Consider the following 15,895-nt stretch of genomic DNA (forward strand, 5'->3'; position numbering starts at 1 on the left):
GACCAGTTGGGGCGGAGACCTCCGCCGGCTCGAAACGCCGTACTCAGGCGCCTGCAGCGCCGCGTTCAGGCGCCGCGTGAACCCGCGTCGGAGCGGCCGACGTCGGTGCGGTGGAAGTTCTGGAACGAGCGGGATGCGGTGGGCCCGCGCTGCCCCTGGTACCGGTTGCCGTAGGGGCCGGAGCCGTAGGGGTTCTCGGTCGGCGAGCTCAGGCGGAAGAAGCACAGCTGGCCGATCTTCATGCCGGGCCACAGTTTGATCGGCAGCGTCGCCACGTTCGACAGCTCGAGGGTGACGTGGCCGGTGAAGCCGGGGTCGATGAAGCCGGCAGTGGAGTGGGTCAGCAAGCCGAGGCGGCCGAGCGACGACTTGCCCTCGAGGCGGGCGGCCACGTCGTCGGGCAGGGTGATCTGCTCGAACGTCGAGCCGAGCGCGAACTCGCCGGGGTGCAGGATGAAGGGCTCGTCCGGGGCGACCTCGATCAGGTGCGTCAGGTCGGGCTGATCCTCCGCGGGGTCGATGAACGGGTACTTGTGGTTGTCGAAGAGACGGAAGTACCGGTCCAGCCGCACATCGACGCTCGAGGGCTGCACCATCTCGGGCTGCCACGGGTCGAGGCCGATGCGGCCTGCGTCGAGTTCCAGGCGGATGTCGCGGTCACTGAGCAGCACGGGCTCAGCCTACCGGCGCGGTCAGGGTCTGTCTGGGAGCGCCAGACGTACCGTACTCAGGAGGAATCGTGGGGAGCATGGGCAGGCTCCCCAGAACTCCGCGTCGCGCCCACCGCGCGGTGCCCGTTGGTCCTGAGAACGGTACGGTCATCCGCGCCTGAGCGGGCACGCCGCCCGCGGGAGACCGGTGGGCACCCCGACAGGGCACCCACCGGCTCCTCACTGCCTACTTGTCGGAGATCGTGCGGATCGCGCCGGTGCGGCGCTGGATCTCGTCGGCGACCGCGATGGCGTCGCCCGACGGCGCGTCCGACTTGCGGTCGGGACGGGCCAGCAGCATGTAGACCAGGCCGGTGCCCATCACCACGCCGAGTCCGAGCAGCACGATCCAGTCGGTCAGGACTACGCCCGACTCGCCCGGCTTCGCCAGCAGGTAGATGGCGAAGATGCCGTAAGCCAGAGCGACGATGTTGACCACGATGCCCCAGCGGCCGAGCGAGAACGGGCCCGCCGGCTTCCAGCCCTTGACCCGCTGACGCAGCGCGGCGAGCACCACCATCTGGAACGACACGTAGATGCCGAGGATGGCGAAGGCCGTGATCGGCACGAGCAGGTCGGCGTTGATCCAGATGAGCAGGCAGAACAGGGCGGGGACCGTGCACGCCACGATGAGCGCATTCGTCGGGACCTTGCTGCGGGGCGACACCTTCGACAGCCACCGCGACCCGGGGATCATCCCGTCGCGCGCGAACGAGAACAGCAGCCGGCTGGCCGCTGCCTGCAGGCTGAGCACGCAGGAGATGAACGCGGTGATGACGACGACGAGGAACAGGCGCGCACCCACGGTGCCGAGGGTCGACTCGAGGATCGTGCCGATCGGGTCGGCCTCTTCGCCGCTGACGATCGCCCCGAGGTCGGGAGCCGCCATCACGTAGCCGCCGAACGAGAACAGCGCGGAGACGCCGCCGACGAGGATTGTCAGCACCATGGCGCGCGGGATGCGGCGGGCCGGGTTCTCGACCTCTTCGGCCACATCGCCGCAGGCTTCGAATCCGTAGAAGAGGAAGAGACCGGCGAGCGCGGCGCCGAGGAACGCCGACGCGTAGCCGTTCTCGCCGCCGAGGCCCATCGTGTCGAAGAACACCGAGAACTCCTGCTTGCGCTGGAAGATCAGGAGGTACAGTCCCAGACCGATCACGCCGATCAGCTCGGCGGCGAGACCGATGCGCGCGACGCGCGACAGCCAGCGGGTGCCCGAGAAGTTGATCAGCAGGGCGAGCACGAGCAGCGCGAGCGTGATGACGAAGCCGCTCGTCGCGTCGACGGTCAGGCCGAACAGGCTCGCGACGAAGCCGGCGCCGTACTCGGCGACCGCGGTGATCGTCACCAGCAGCGCCCAGACGTAGGCCCAGGCGGCCAGCCAGGCGTACCGACGGCCCCACAGTCGCCGCGCCCAGGGGTAGATGCCGCCGTGGATCGGGTACTGCGACACGATCTCACCGAACACCAGCGCCACGAGGAGCTGGCCCGCACCGACGATGACGATCCAGAAGATCGACGGCGGGCCGCCGACGGTCATCGCGAGCGCGAACAGCGAGTAGACGCCGACGAGCGGCGACAGGTAGGTGAAGCCCAGGGCGAAGTTGGCCCAGAGGCTCATCGAGCGGTCGAACGAGTTCGAATAGCCGAGCACCTCCAGGTGCTCGGAGTCGTCGAGCGACGGCTGTTGCGGGGGTCGGTTGGTCATCGATTGCCTTTCGTCATTGGAAGGTCGTTGCGTTTTTCTGGTGCGCGGATGCGGCGGGGTCAGCCGATGCGGATCAGCTTCTTGTTCGCGAACTCGTCGGCTCCGAGCCGACCGAGCTCACGACCCGTGCCCGAGCGTTTGATGCCCCCGAAGGGGAGTTCGGCGCCGTCGGCGGCGACGACGTTGACGAAGACCATGCCGGCTTCGATCTGGTCTGCGACCCGGAGCGCCTGCTCATCGTCGGTCGTGACGAGGTAGGAGCCCAGTCCGAACGGGGTGTCGTTGGCGAGCGCGACCGCGGCGGCCTCGTCCGCGACGCGGTACATCGTCGCCACCGGGCCGAAGAACTCCTCGCGGTATGCGGGGTTCTGGGGCGACACGTCGGTGAGCACCGTCGGCGTGAAGAAGTTGCCGTCACGCGTGCCGCCGACGCGGATCCGAGCGCCGTGGCACGTGGCCTGGATCACCTGCTGCTCCAGCCGATCGGCGGCCTGCGCGGACGAGAGCGGGCCGACGACAGTGCCCGAGACCCGCGGGTCGTCGGTGCTCAGGGCGGCGAACGCCTCGGCGAACGCGTCGACGAACTCGTCGTAGAGGTGGTCGACGATGATGAAGCGCTTGGCGGCGTTGCACGCCTGGCCCGAGTTCTCCATGCGCGCCGTGATGGCTGACTCGACGGTGGCGGCCATGTCGTCGGTCGAGAGCACGATGAACGGGTCGGATCCGCCGAGCTCGAGCACCACGCGCTTCAGGTTGCGGCCGGCGAGCTCCGCGACCGCGGCACCCGCTCGCTCGGACCCCGTCAGCGAGATGCCGGGGACGCGCGGGTCGGCGATGACTCCGGCGATCTGCCCCTCGGAGGCGAGGAGGGTGACGAACACGCCCGCCGGGGCGCCGGCGTCGCGGAACAGGTTCGCGAGGGCTTCCGCGGACTCCGGACACTGCGGTGCGGGCTTGAGGAGGATCGTGTTGCCGAGGATCAGGTTCGGGGCGGCGAAGCGGGCGACCTGGTAGTAGGGGAAGTTCCACGGCATGATGCCGAGGATCGGGCCGAGGGAGCTGCGCCGGATGAACGCGCGGCCGTCGCCGGCCAGGAGCGGGATGCTCTCGTCGCCGAGGAACGCCTCGGCGTTGTCGGCGTAGTACGAGTAGATGTCGCCGCAGAAGTCGACCTCACCCAGCGCGGAGTCGATCGGCTTGCCCATCTCCCGCACGATGATCTCGGCGAGCTCCTCCCTGCGCTCGACGTGCAGTTCGGCGATGCGTCGCACGACCGCTGCGCGTTCGGCCACAGTCTGGCCGCGGCTCCACCCCGCGTGGGCGCCCGCGGCGAGGGCGACTGCCGCATCCACTTCCGCGTCCGTCAGCGCGGGGTAGTCGCGCTCACGCGTGCCATCCACCGGGTTCACCACGGCATACGTCGTCGTCATCTGCACGTTCATCCTTCGGGTCGGGGCCGGCGTCCCACCGCCGGTGCGCGTCACGCTACGTGGCTGTCCCCGCCGCTCGCATGTCCTGGCGGTACAGGTGTCTGCGAAGTTGACCCTGCGCGCACATCGACCTGTTCCTGCGCGAGCCAGGCGCGCACAGCATCCCCGTCCGCGTCGAGCGCGGGAGGCGTGCGAGGGGTCGCGACACGGAAGGCGGAGTACCGGATCGGGTGGCTGAGCTGGTCGGGATGCCCCTCACCGACCGGCACAGTCGGGTCGAGGTCGAGGTCGCGCGCGAGCGCGATCGCCTCACCGATCGTGTTCACCTTGCCGGCAGGGATGCCGGCGGCCGAGAATCGCTCCGCCCAGGCGGTCACCGTGTCGGCCGCGAGGGCGGTCTCGAGCTCCGCGACGAGCTCACAGTGATGGGCGACGCGGTCGGCGTTGCGCGCGAAGCGCGGATCATCCGCCAGCTGGGGCGCCCCGATGACCTCGCAGATGATCCGCCATTGCCGGTCGTTGCCGCACGCGACGGCGAGCGACCCGTCCTGGCAGCGGAGGCTGTCGTAGGGGGCGATGGACGGATGCCGGTTGCCCAGGCGCGCGGGAGCCTCCCCTGTCGCCAGGTACGCCGAAGCCTGGTTGGCCAGGGATCCCAGGAGAGAGGAGAGCAGGTTGACCTCGACGTGCTGGCCGAGGCCGGTGCTGTCGCGGTGGCGCAGCGCGCTGAGCGTCCCGATGACCGCGTCCTTCGCCGTGAGCACGTCGACCAGGGCGACGCCGACCTTCTGGGGCTCGCCGTCCGGGTCGCCGGTGATGGACATGAGGCCGCCGACCGCCTGCACGAGGAAGTCGTAGCCGGGCAGGTCCGCGCCGGCTCCCGAACCGAATCCGCTGATCGACGTGTAGACGACCCGGGGGTTTCCTTCGCGCACCGTGGCCTCGTCGAGCCCGAAGCGGGCGAGGGCACCAGCACGGTAGTTCTCGATGACGACGTCGGCTCTGGCGACGAGCCGGTGGGCGACGGCGAGGTCGTCCGCATCGGCGAAGTCGAGCGCGATCGACTGCTTCGAGCGGTTGGCGCTCTCGAAGTACGAGCTCGAGGATCCGCTCCACGGAGGTCCCCACTGGCGGGTGTCGTCGCCCGACCCAGGGCGCTCGACCTTGATCACGGTGGCGCCGAGGTCGGCGAGCATCACCGCGGCCAGCGGGCCGGCGAGAACGCGGCTGAGGTCCGCGACGACCACGCCGTCAAGCGGTCGCGAGCTCATCGGCTCTCCGCACCTCCTCGGCGAGGATGCCCATGCCTTCGAGGAGGAGGTCGTCATCGATGACGAGGGGCGGCAGCAGGCGGATGACGTTGCCGAAGGTGCCGGACAGGAGCACGAGCAGGCCGCGCTCGTGGCACCGCGCGACGATCGCTGCGGCCGTCTCGGCATCGGGCCGCGTACCACCCGGGTGCACGATCTCGAGCGCGAGCATCGCCCCTCGGCCACGGAACTCCCCGACGTGCGGCGCCGCGATCGCGTCGGCGAGCGCCGACCGGGTGAGCTCCTCGATGCGCCGGGCGCGGTCGACGAGGCCCTCCTCGACGATGACGTCGAGGGCCGCGATCGCCGCGGCGCAGGCGATGGGGTTGCCCGCGTAGGTGCCGCCGAGCCCGCCGGGCGCGATCGCGTCCATGATCTCGGCCCGTCCGGTGACGGCTGCGAGAGGAAGCCCGGCGGCCAGCGCCTTCGCGGTCGTGATGAGATCGGGGATCACGCCGTCGTGCTCCACCGCGAACATCGCGCCGGTGCGCGCAAGCCCCGCCTGGATCTCGTCGGCGATCATGACGATCCCATGCCGCGTGCAGTAGTCGCGGATGGCGGAGAGGTACCCGGGCGGCTGGACGATGACGCCGCCCTCGCCCTGGACCGGTTCGACGACGATCGCCGCCACGTTCTCGGCGCCGATCTGAGTCTCGACCATCTCGGTCAGGCGCGCGAACGACTGCTCTGCCGCGTTCTCCGCACCACCGGGCCACCGGTACGGGTACGGCGCGGGTGCGCGGTGGATGTCGGTGGCGGCTGGCCCCGCACCCCGGTAGGGCTTGTACTTCGCGGTCATCGTGCCGGCGAGCAGCGTGCGACCGTGGAAGGCATGATCGAGCACGACCACGGCGGCACGCCCCGTGTGGGCCCGCGCGATCTTCACCGCGTTCTCGACGGCCTCCGCACCGGTCGAGAACAGGGCGGTCTTCTTCGCGTGATCCCCCGGCGTCAGTCGGTTGAGCCGCTGCGCCACGCCGAGGTAGCCGTCGTACTCGGTCACGAGGAAGCAGGTGTGCGTGAACAGCGCGGCCTGCTCCTGCACGGCGCGCACCACGCGCGGGTGCGAGGCGCCGACGCTGGTCACGGCGATCCCTGAGGCGAAGTCGATGAACTGATTCCCGTCGATGTCGCGCAGGATCGCGCCCGACGCCCGTTCGATGAAGATCGGCACCGCGTTGCCGAGCCCGCGAGGCAGCTCCCGCGCCCGCGCATCCGCGCGCGCCGCCGAGGCCGACCCGGGCAGCCCGCCCTCCCTGATGCGCACCTGCTCCACCACCGTGTTCACCTGGTCCTCCTCGATCGACTGTCCTCCGGACGATAAGGCACCCCGCCGCGCGGAACTTGGTGTGCGCGCACAGCCTTCATCGAGAGTGGTCCCGGTCAGCCATGCGGGTGGTCGCGCAGTGCGATCCACAGCTCCGACGCGATGTCCGGGTCGTCGAGGTCGATCCCGAGGGTGTCCCGGGCGATCTGCACGCGGTTGCGCACGGTGTTCCTGTGCAGTCCGAGCTCCCGCGCGGCGGCCTCCCAGCTGCCGCGATGGCGGATGTACCCCTGTACTGCTTCGACGAGCGGCGCACGCGAGTACATCCGCAGCGCCTCGGCCGCCACATCACCCTGAGACCGGCCGGGCGCATCGCTCGCGGTGAGCACGGCTCCTGCCTGTGCACGGCGCGCTCTCTCGACGGTCGCGCGGACCACCGCGGGCACCTCGGCAAGCGGCACCGGGTCGCTCAGTGCTCCGCTGAGCGACTCGAGCGGCGTCCAGTGCTTCGAGTCCACCGACGGACCCGCGCCTGCCGCCTCGTCGATGAGCAGCACCAGGCGACCGGCGTGCCAGGCGGCGAGAGGCGGGTTGCACCGTTCGGCGATCAGCCCGCGGCGGATCAGCTCCGCGACCATCGCATGGGCCTGGGGCGACGGCGGCGCCATCGCACGGGGGGAGGTCGAGGGCAGTACATGCGCGGCGGGGACGAAGACCCTCACGGCGGGAGGCATCGGGCGCGCGCCGACCGCCGCCCGCAGCGCCCGCGCGGCGGAGACCTCGCCGTCGAGCAAGAGCGCGCCGGCGGCACTGTCGATCGAACGCTCACTGCCGTGCGCATCGTTGCGCAGCGTGGCGCGCAGCGAGAGCGCCGCGGCGGCCGTGAGCATCACCTGCCGGTCCGTCTTCGACGGCCGGCGGGTCGTCCCGACCACGAACGCGCCCACGGGACGGCTGCCCTCGGTGATCGGGTAGGCGATCACATCGAATCCGTGCAGCGGAAACGTCGCGGCGCCGATGCTGCCGCGCTGGGCGAACCGCTGCAGCTCCGTGCGCAGCGCCGGCAGCACACCCGCCGCACTCGCCGGCCAGATGGAGACCTCGGGCCCCTCGAACGGCGCCGCCATCGCCCAGCTGCCCATCGCCTGCGCGACGGACTTGACCACGGCATCCACCCCGTTCGCACCCGCCGCTGCGCGGACCACGGAGGTCTGGAGGCCGATCTGCTGGACGAGTCCCGCCCTGCCCTCGGCGGCGACGAGCTCCCAGTACTTCGTTGTCACCGTGCGGAACGCCTGGTCCACCGGCACGAGCAGCAGCGGCATCCCCGCGGCATCACACGCCTCCCGCAGCGCGGCCGGCACCTCGTCGTAGTTCGGGCCCAGCCCGATGACGAGCACCCGCACGTCGCGATCCACGAGCCGCTCGATGTAGTCGGGCACCGCGACAGCAGGATCGAGCAGCGGCATCCCGGTGGTGAGCAGCAGTTCGCCGCCCTCCAGGTACCGGGTGGGGTCGATCAGCTCGGAGATGTGCACACCGGTGAGCTCGATCGGCGCTCTGGCCGCGGCGTTGACGGGTTGCAGTGCGGGCCCTGAGGCGCGCACAAGGTCGGCCAGCGTGACCATGACTCCTCCTTGAGTTGTGCGCAGCGCATAGCTGCACCGTCACAGTGTGCCGATGATACACATCTGCTCACCGGGCTCGGCCTAGTCTCACGGTGCGGGCTTCGCACATCCGCCCTGGAGGAACCATGGAACCGACCGACCTGATCAGCTTCGACACGCTGCTCTCCGCCGATGAGATCGCCTTCCGTGACGTGGTCCGCCGATTCGTGGACGACGCCATCCGCCCGAACATCGCCGAATGGTACGAGAACGCGGTCTTCCCGCGCGAGATCATCGCCCCGATGGCCGAGCTCGGGCTCCTCGGATTGCACCTGGACGGGTACGGATGCGCGGGGCGCAGCGCGGTCGAGTACGGCCTCGCTGCTTCCGAGGTCGAGGCCGGCGATTCGGGCCTGCGCACGTTCATGTCGGTGCAGGGGTCGCTCGCGATGACCGCGATCCACCGGCACGGCTCCGAGGAGCAAAAGGCGGAGTGGCTTCCGCGGATGGCGGCGGGGGAAGTGATCGGATGCTTCGGGCTCACGGAGCCGGGCGCCGGGTCCGACCCGCAGAGCATGACCACCTTCGCCCGGCGCGACGGGTCGGACTGGGTCATCACCGGGGCGAAGCGGTGGATCGGCCTTGCGGCCATCGCCGACATCGCGATCATCTGGGCACAGACCGACGCGGGCATCCGCGGGTTCATCGTGCCCACCGCCAGCGAGGGCTTCACGGCGACGCCGATCGCCGCCAAGCTCTCGATGCGCGCATCGCAGCAGTGCGACATCGACCTCGACAACGTCCGCGTCCCCGATGATGCGCTGCTGCCCGGAGCGATCGGCATGCGTGGGCCCTACGTCTGCCTGAACGAAGCCCGCTACGGCATCGCATGGGGTGTGCTCGGCGCCGCGCGCGACAGCTGGATCGTCGCCAGGGAGTATTCGATCGGGCGCCTGCAGTTCGGCCGTCCGATCGCCGCAGCCCAGCTCACCCAGCAGAAGCTCGTCGACATGGCACTGGAGATCGACAAGGGATTCCTGCTGGCACTCCAGCTGGGGCGGCTGAAGGATGCCGGCACGCTGGATCATCGCCAGATCTCCACCGGCAAGCTGAACAACACCAGGGTTGCGATCGACGTCGCCCGAACGGCCCGCACCATCCTCGGCGGCAACGGGATCACCCTGGACTACTCGCCGCTGCGCCACGCGAACAACCTCGAGTCCGTCCGCACGTACGAGGGCACCGACGAGATGCACACGCTCATCCTCGGGCAGATGATCACCGGCATCCCGGCGTTCTGAGGCGCTCGATCATGACGGTCACGGTGCGCAGTCACATTGCAGGCGAGTGGGTGGACGGGGAGGGCGAAGAGTTCGAGGTCAGCAACCCGGCACGGTGCGACGAGGTCGTCGCCCGTGGTCGCACGTGCAGCGCCGACGAGCTGACGCGGGCGGTGGACGCCGCGGCGGCGGCGGCGCGGTCGTGGGCGCACACGCCCGCGCACGAGCGGGCAGGCTACCTCGCGCGGGCGGCCTCTCGCCTGGAAGCGGACGCCGACGGCCTTGGCCGCGAGCTCAGCCGCGAGGAGGGCAAGACACTCGTCGAGGGACGTGGCGAGGTGCTGCGGGCAGCACAGATCCTGCGGTTCTTCGCGGCCGACGCCGACCGTGAAGCCGGAGAGATCTACAACTCGCCGCGGCGCGGTGAGCGCATCCTCGTCAGCCGTCGCCCGGTCGGGGTCGTCGCGGCCATCACGCCGTTCAACTTCCCGATCGCCATCCCCGCCTGGAAGATCGCGCCCGCGCTGGCCTATGGCAACGTCGTCCTGTTCAAGCCGGCATCGGCGGTGCCGCTGCTGGCGATGCGGTTCGTCGAGGCCCTGGTCGACGCGGGCCTTCCCGCCGGCGTGCTGCAGCTCGTGCTCGGCGACAGCGAGATCGGCAGCGGACTGGTCGAGCATCCCGGCGTGCACGCGGTCACCTTCACCGGCTCGACGGGCGTGGGTCGACGGCTCGGTGCGCGCTGCGCCGAGCTCGGCAAGGCGTTCCAGGGCGAGATGGGCGGCAAGAACGCGGCGATCGTGCTGGCGGATGCCGACCTGGACCTCGCCGTCGATCAGGTGGTGTCGGGCGCCTTCCGGTCCAGCGGGCAGAAGTGCACGGCAACGTCGAGGGTCATCGTCGAGGAGGCCGTCGCCGACGCCTTCATCGAGCGGCTGGCCGAGCGCACCGCGAAGCTCGTCGTCGGCGATCCACTGAGCACGGACACCTTCCTCGGGCCCGTGATCGACACGCGGTCTCACCGCACGCTGCTCGCCGCGATCGAGCGTGCGCGAGCGGCCGGCGTGCGCGAGGTCTTCGGGCGACCCGCCTACGCGCACGGCGAGCTCGCGGAGGGATGCTTCGTCAGCCCGACCATCTTCGAGGTGGATGCCGACTCCGACCGCGACCTGTGGGAGCGGGAGCTGTTCGGTCCCGTGCTCGTCGTCCGCCGCGCCCGTTCGCGGGAGGATGCTGTGGCACTGGCGAACGACTCGGAGTTCGGCCTCTCCGGCGCCGTCTTCACCCGCGACATCGCGAGCGTGTCCGAGATCCTCGACGACTGGAACGTCGGGATCCTGCACGTGAACTCCGAGACCCCGGGCGCCGACCCGCACGTTCCCTTCGGCGGAGTCAAGGGGAGCGGCATCGGCCCGAAAGAGCAGGGGCGTGCCGCGCGCGAGTTCTTCACCGAGTCCACCACGGTCTACCTGCGCGGCTGACGATCGGCTCGACGACGTCGTTCGGCTCTTTGATAGGCTTGCCGAGGCCGCCAGGCCAGTGGGGCTGTAGTTCAATGGCAGAACTTCTGCTTCCCAAGCAGATAGCGCGGGTTCGATTCCCGTCAGCCCCTCCACTGTGGATTCTCATAATTGTTGAGACTTTCTCAAGCCAGTTGACATTGGCGCTGTCGATTCCAGAGCCAGGTCGTACTGGTGATCACGCAGCAGACGCCAAATCCGCCGGTCGTTTAGGGCCCTTAGCCCAGTATTTTCACGGGCGGGGCCTAGTCCTCTTAGTTCTCGAAACCTTGGTTTTCTGACTTGCTACACATGCCAGAAGCCAGGGGCGCGTCCCCGGCTTCCCGCCCCTGCCAGACCGGCCTGCAGGAACTACTCCGTTCGAGGCGTTGCCCGCTTCCACCATTCCTCTGCGGGCGGTCGTTCCTTGGTGGGCAAGATCTCGGAGTACTGATTCGCGAAGAGGCTGTTGACCGGTGGAACGTTGTGCGCCGTCTTGTCGTCGATCAGCCACCGGTCATGCCACTCCCGGGTTCCGTCGACCCTCCACTCGACCGTGATTCCCTTGACCTTCATTTCGTCGCGGAACCGCTCGTAGTCCTTGAAGCTCTTCGGCGATGCGACGTTGGGCGCACTCCCGGAGAGGATCCGGAGCTCAGTGACCTTGGTCGGATCGAGTTCGTCAACGAGCTCTTCCAAGGCTCGCGCTCCGAAGTGCTGGTCAGCCCAGATCACCACGCCTATCTGGGTGCGGAGCACCTTACGGAGCTTTGCAACGTTGGAGTATGGGGTCCGTGGTGAAATCATCGCAGCAAGCGACTCGATCTCGCCCGCTTTCGCCGCCTCGGGGGAGTCGGGCACGTAGCGAACGGTCTTCTGCTTCTGCGAATACACGAGGACCTTGAGCGTGTTCAACCAGCGGAACGTCGGCCGAGCGTTTTCCACCGTGAAGTCCTGATCGACGATGCGATGCAGAGCGAGTAAGTCGACCACACCCTGCTCAGGGATCGCCGTCGAATTTCCGAGTTCTTGCGCGATTGCCTGTATAGGCAGCAAGGTCCGGATCGCCTGGCCAAGCAAGCGGTTAGTGGCCTCGTCATCTCGCGCGACAAAGGCGGCGCGATAAAGCGCCAAGCCAGCTTCGGTCAACTCCGGGTCAGTTTCGTTCTTCACCAGCCCGGTATGTTCGAGGACCGCATTCGCGTCGTTGTCGTAGACGGGGGAGCCGACGCCAACGGCCTTCAACGCCGTGAGTAGACGGGGTTGATCAGTTTCGAACAGCAGGTATCCATCTTCAGGATCCAGCACGCTCGGTGCTCTCGTAACCGAGTGCGCCGAGTACACGAAGCACGTCATCAACTGCCCAGCCGCTCATGTCGAGCTTGACGCTCAGCGATACGGGAGATGTGGTCAGCGCGGGCAGGGCGGGCGGAGGGGGAGGGGGAGGGTTATCCCGACGAGGCCCACGTGTGTCGGCGGGAGGGGGAGTCTCCTGCTCCGCATCAGTGTCGCCATCAATACCCGAGTCGGACAAGTCCTCGTCTTCACCCTGCTCTTCCTCGAGCTCGTCGCGAAGGTCTGAGGGCGTACCGTCAAGACTCACGTGGCCGCCGTCCGACACCAGGCCCGCGTACTTCCCACTGGCAAGGAACACCTGCGCAGCCGACTTTGCGTCGGCATTCGAAAGCGAGTATCCGAACTCGAACTCCGTCGCAAGCGTGTCCAGCCCGGGAAGTTCGCCACCGTCGTAGCGTTTGAGAATTAACGAATTGGCAGGAATCCTCACTACGGCCGTTCGTAGCGCCTGCTGATGCCCGGCCTCATCGCCAGTATTCGCTAGCGCGATCCCGAGGTCGGTCATTTTGAAGAAGCCTTCTCGGGTCTTGTCCACGATCCCGTAGAGCCGGAGCATGGCAATCCTCGCGCGCCAACCGCCGCCGCTGGCCTTCGCGTCCGCTTTGCCGGCGAGCGCGCGCGCGATCTGGACTTCCGCGACTTCGCTCGTGCGGGCGACGTTCCAGATCTTCTTGGCCTGCTCGTCGATGGTCTTGAGGCCGACGCGCGCAACGCCGTTCTTGGAACGAACCTTGTTCGATCCGATAGTCCCCACGCCAGCGGCGGTCTCGGTCGCGTCATTGTCTGCCACGCGCACTCCCTAATCCCAGTTGGGCAGGAGGTTAGCAGTGGTACCGGGTCGCCGTCGGAAACGCGCCGCCTCACTCGTTCTGACAGGGTCGGATGCCATCGTTCCGTTCGACAGCGCTTTGACCACACCCACGTCGCATGCTCCTGCCAGCCGCCGTGAACTTGACCCCTACGGCGTGTGACGTCCAGCGGTGCCCCGCGAGCTGTGATCTCACACGCCGGGCCTGGCCTACCCGGTCTAGTGGTGCCGCGATCAGCAACACGTTCACAATCATCCGCTCCGCCGACCAACAGGGACGGACGACTGACGCCGTCGACGTTCTAGATTCCGAACCGTGACGCCGACGCGATCGCGAGACGGACGGGTTGCAGCGACGCACCGCCGAACTGGCGTTGAACCGCCGAACAGGCTGCATTGCCGGGCTCACTTGCGGTACAGCCTGACCCCCACGCGTCGGCCGAGTGGAGGATACTGCGGAGGTTGAGCCACGTGGATCCAGACTTCGTTCCGGAGATCCCAGGTGTCTCCGAGGCAACCGCCTTTCCCGATGTCGCACCAGTCAGGCCCAAGACAGATCTCCGATGAGATGAACGAGTCGGTGGGCATCGCCACCGGATTCCAACCATTCCTTCGGACTGGCGGCGTCCAGGTCTTCCGTCGAGGTGGTCATGAATGCTGCGATGTCCAGTGGGTCGTAGTCGGGCGGAAAGGCAGACAAGAGCACTCGCAGGCCGGGGAGGAATCTGCCTCCCGACGTGAACTGCCAGTTGGGGTAGGCGAACTCGCGCCCGGCACGACCCGCCGTCAGATCACCGCGGGCACGCAAGCGTCGCACCTCCGCCACGGTGACGTTCAGGAGCTTCGCGACCTCGACGGTGGTCAGCCAGGATGATTTCTCTGCTTCGACCCAAGCGGCTGATGCGGCCTGCCACTGGGCGTTGATCTCCGCGCTCTCCCCGGTGAACGCGTCCGACGAGACTCCCGCGGCGATCGCGAACTCACGTTCAGCAACACTGAGCTCCGGCTGAGTGCGGGATGCGGGTTCGGTCATCGGCGCTTCCCGACAAGGAGGAGCTCGACGAACACGGCGAACTTCTCGTAGGAGTCGAGCGAGGCGATAGTGGTGCGGATTAGGTCCACAACAGCCTCGTTCCCCGGCCGTCCCTCGTCTACCGGGGGCCGGTCGAGGTTGTGGGCCGCGGGGATGTCACTGACCTGAGCAATCACGAGCACCCGACTAGTGGTACGGATGGTGCCTGCGTAGGTCAGGTCCGGCCTGTCGTAGTCGTTCGGATCATCTTTCCACCACCGAATCTCTCCGAGACCCGTGGTTGCGTCGAACTGGAAGCCGCTGACACCCGGCAGCGGTGTGCCGTCTTTGAGGAGGCCGTTCACTACTGGGTACCGGGTGATGACCGGAAGGGCGTCGTGGCTGATGATCTCGACCTGGTAGAGCGTGCGCGACCCCGTGATCACGATGTACACGCCGGGCGCGGAGTGCTCGGTCAGCGGCGTGTTGATGCCGTGTCCGTTGATCGGGGACTCGGAGTTCATCTGGGTCTCCGCGGAGCGGGCTGGTACTGGTTGAGGATGGCGACGATGGCGTCGACGGGCGGGTTGGCTCGGGGATTGCCCCAGTGGTCGAGGAGGTCGGCGATCTCTGCCGGGTCGATGTCACCGGGGTGAGCACGGGCGACGGATCCGAACACCCCGACGAAGGAGCGGTGCAATCCAAGCTCGTCCTCCAGCCGTGCGCGCACCGGCTGCCAGGCCCGATAGTTCTCCACAGTTCCCCAGAGACTGCGGATCTCCTTGGCCCGCGCGTTGTCGCGTTCGCGTCGCCGGCGCCGACGGAGCTCGTCGTGACCGGCCGGGGTGGAGGCGAGGTCCAGCCACTCGTTCATTTCGGTGACGTCCTCGGCGGTGATGCCGGCGTCCCAGTTTCTGACCCAATGGAAGTGGGTGATGATGCGGTCGTTGCGGCGGCGGAGGCGATCGAGTCGCATCGATTGCCTGGAGACCGGGTTGTCATCTGCCCACAGCAGCGGTCGCCCGTCGAATTGACGGGACAGCATCCTTGACTTCCAGACCGAAGGACGCTCCCCCACGTCGCCCGGGCCCCGCACCGCGACAGGCAGTTTGGGGAGCCCGAGACGTTTCGCGAAGTAGAGGTTCGCGTACTGCTGCCAGGTGGTCGCCCAGACCACGTCGATGCCCCGTTCGAGGAGGTCGCGGATCCACTCGGCCCCGACGCCGGAGAACCAATGGACTGACGTCCATTTGTCCTCCTCATCCCACTCCGGTTCCCCATGCAAGTAGGTCGGGTACGCGTCCCGGCGCATCGTGATGCGTCGTGCGAACAGGCCCGGCGCGGGCATCTCGTATCGGGCGGGCGGGTCGACGCGGAGAACGCCGTCGATGTCGACGGCGACGACGGGACGGAATCGGGAGTCGTTCATCGGGGGACCTCCACTTCGGTGACGGCCAGGTCGACTTGCTCATCCGGCAGATCGAACGTCGCCGCCGTCTCAAGAGAGTCCATCTCCATCGTCATCCCGCTCCTTGCGCGCTGTGACTGTGCGCCGTCGACGCTATTCGGATCGCGCGTCCCAGGTTGCATCAACTGCGAGCAGGTGGACGTCGCCAGTCCACGGTCGCGCCGGTCCTGAGGATTGTGCCTTCCGCCCTGGTGTCTATTCGCCTAGTATCGAATACTTGTTCTAGGAAAGGTCGCTCAATGCTTATCTCAGATCGTGAGAATATTCACGTGTGGTGCGGTCGTGGCCAGCCTGTGCGGATGGTCTGGCGAGGTGACCGGTGGCGAGTGATTGATGAACCCACACGTGAGGGCGGCGGGCTCTGGCAGGCCTGGCGATTCACCGTTCGCAGCGAGCGAGATGAGCGAACGGCCGTCGTAGACGTCGAGGGAATTGACGGC

At 68.1% G+C, this 15,895-nt stretch carries 13 protein-coding genes and 1 tRNA gene; 3 read left to right on the plus strand and 11 right to left on the minus strand.

All coding sequences use genetic code 11. The annotated features are described in order from the left end of the window. Window positions 1-65: 65 nt before the first annotated feature. From dcd to Microterr_RS14610, 6 genes are all read right to left on the minus strand, one after another. Window positions 66-671 (minus strand): dCTP deaminase, encoded by a 606-nt coding sequence (gene dcd, locus Microterr_RS14585; protein WP_263797110.1) that lies wholly within the window; start codon window positions 669-671, stop codon window positions 66-68. A 226-nt stretch (window positions 672-897) separates the two neighbouring features. Next, window positions 898-2,418: an APC family permease gene (locus Microterr_RS14590; protein WP_263797109.1), complete on the minus strand. Its 1,521-nt coding sequence runs from the start codon at window positions 2,416-2,418 to the stop codon at window positions 898-900. 59 nt (window positions 2,419-2,477) lie between these two features. Further along, on the minus strand, window positions 2,478-3,848 hold the full coding sequence (locus Microterr_RS14595) for an NAD-dependent succinate-semialdehyde dehydrogenase (protein ID WP_263797108.1): 1,371 nt from the start codon (window positions 3,846-3,848) through the stop codon (window positions 2,478-2,480). Window positions 3,849-3,898: 50 nt separating this feature from the next. Next, window positions 3,899-5,119 carry a CaiB/BaiF CoA transferase family protein gene (locus Microterr_RS14600; protein ID WP_263797106.1) on the minus strand — a complete coding sequence of 407 codons (1,221 nt, stop codon included), beginning with the start codon at window positions 5,117-5,119 and terminating at the stop codon, window positions 3,899-3,901. Next, window positions 5,100-6,446: a 4-aminobutyrate--2-oxoglutarate transaminase gene (gene gabT / locus Microterr_RS14605; RefSeq protein WP_263797105.1), complete on the minus strand. Its 1,347-nt coding sequence runs from the start codon at window positions 6,444-6,446 to the stop codon at window positions 5,100-5,102. Before gabT ends, Microterr_RS14600 begins: the two co-directional genes overlap by 20 nt. A gap of 95 nt (window positions 6,447-6,541) precedes the next feature. After that, entirely contained in the window at window positions 6,542-8,053 is a 1,512-nt protein-coding gene (locus Microterr_RS14610; protein WP_263797103.1) for a PucR family transcriptional regulator, read from the minus strand. Window positions 8,054-8,178: 125 nt separating this feature from the next. On the opposite strand from Microterr_RS14610, the gene Microterr_RS14615 reads away from it, so the two are divergent. The 3 genes from Microterr_RS14615 (at window position 8,179) to Microterr_RS14625 (ending at window position 10,927) form a co-directional block, all read left to right on the plus strand. Further along, window positions 8,179-9,333 carry an acyl-CoA dehydrogenase family protein gene (locus tag Microterr_RS14615; RefSeq protein ID WP_263797101.1) on the plus strand — a complete coding sequence of 385 codons (1,155 nt, stop codon included), beginning with the start codon at window positions 8,179-8,181 and terminating at the stop codon, window positions 9,331-9,333. 11 nt (window positions 9,334-9,344) lie between these two features. After that, a complete protein-coding gene (locus Microterr_RS14620; RefSeq protein WP_263797100.1) occupies window positions 9,345-10,793 on the plus strand; it encodes an aldehyde dehydrogenase family protein in 1,449 nt (482 codons plus the stop codon). Between the two features lie 60 nt (window positions 10,794-10,853). Beyond that, a tRNA-Gly gene (locus Microterr_RS14625) sits at window positions 10,854-10,927 on the plus strand. A 256-nt stretch (window positions 10,928-11,183) separates the two neighbouring features. Here Microterr_RS14625 and Microterr_RS14630 read toward each other — a convergent pair. The 5 genes from Microterr_RS14630 to Microterr_RS14650 all read right to left on the minus strand — a co-directional run bounded on the left by Microterr_RS14630 (window position 11,184) and on the right by Microterr_RS14650 (window position 15,416). Next, entirely contained in the window at window positions 11,184-12,119 is a 936-nt protein-coding gene (locus tag Microterr_RS14630) for a hypothetical protein (RefSeq protein WP_263797099.1), read from the minus strand. Next, entirely contained in the window at window positions 12,106-12,957 is an 852-nt protein-coding gene (locus tag Microterr_RS14635) for a hypothetical protein (protein WP_263797098.1), read from the minus strand. Before Microterr_RS14635 ends, Microterr_RS14630 begins: the two co-directional genes overlap by 14 nt. Window positions 12,958-13,516: 559 nt before the next feature. Next, window positions 13,517-14,008 (minus strand): helix-turn-helix domain-containing protein, encoded by a 492-nt coding sequence (locus Microterr_RS14640; RefSeq protein WP_263797097.1) that lies wholly within the window; start codon window positions 14,006-14,008, stop codon window positions 13,517-13,519. Further along, window positions 14,005-14,511: a hypothetical protein gene (locus Microterr_RS14645; protein WP_263797096.1), complete on the minus strand. Its 507-nt coding sequence runs from the start codon at window positions 14,509-14,511 to the stop codon at window positions 14,005-14,007. The genes Microterr_RS14640 and Microterr_RS14645 overlap by 4 nt, the downstream gene beginning before the upstream one ends. Beyond that, window positions 14,508-15,416, minus strand: coding sequence for a hypothetical protein (locus tag Microterr_RS14650; protein WP_263797095.1), 909 nt, complete (start codon window positions 15,414-15,416; stop codon window positions 14,508-14,510). The genes Microterr_RS14645 and Microterr_RS14650 overlap by 4 nt, the downstream gene beginning before the upstream one ends. Window positions 15,417-15,895 lie beyond the last annotated feature (479 nt).

It is taken from the genome of Microbacterium terricola (genome assembly GCF_027943945.1).
Classification (GTDB): domain Bacteria; phylum Actinomycetota; class Actinomycetes; order Actinomycetales; family Microbacteriaceae; genus Microbacterium; species Microbacterium terricola.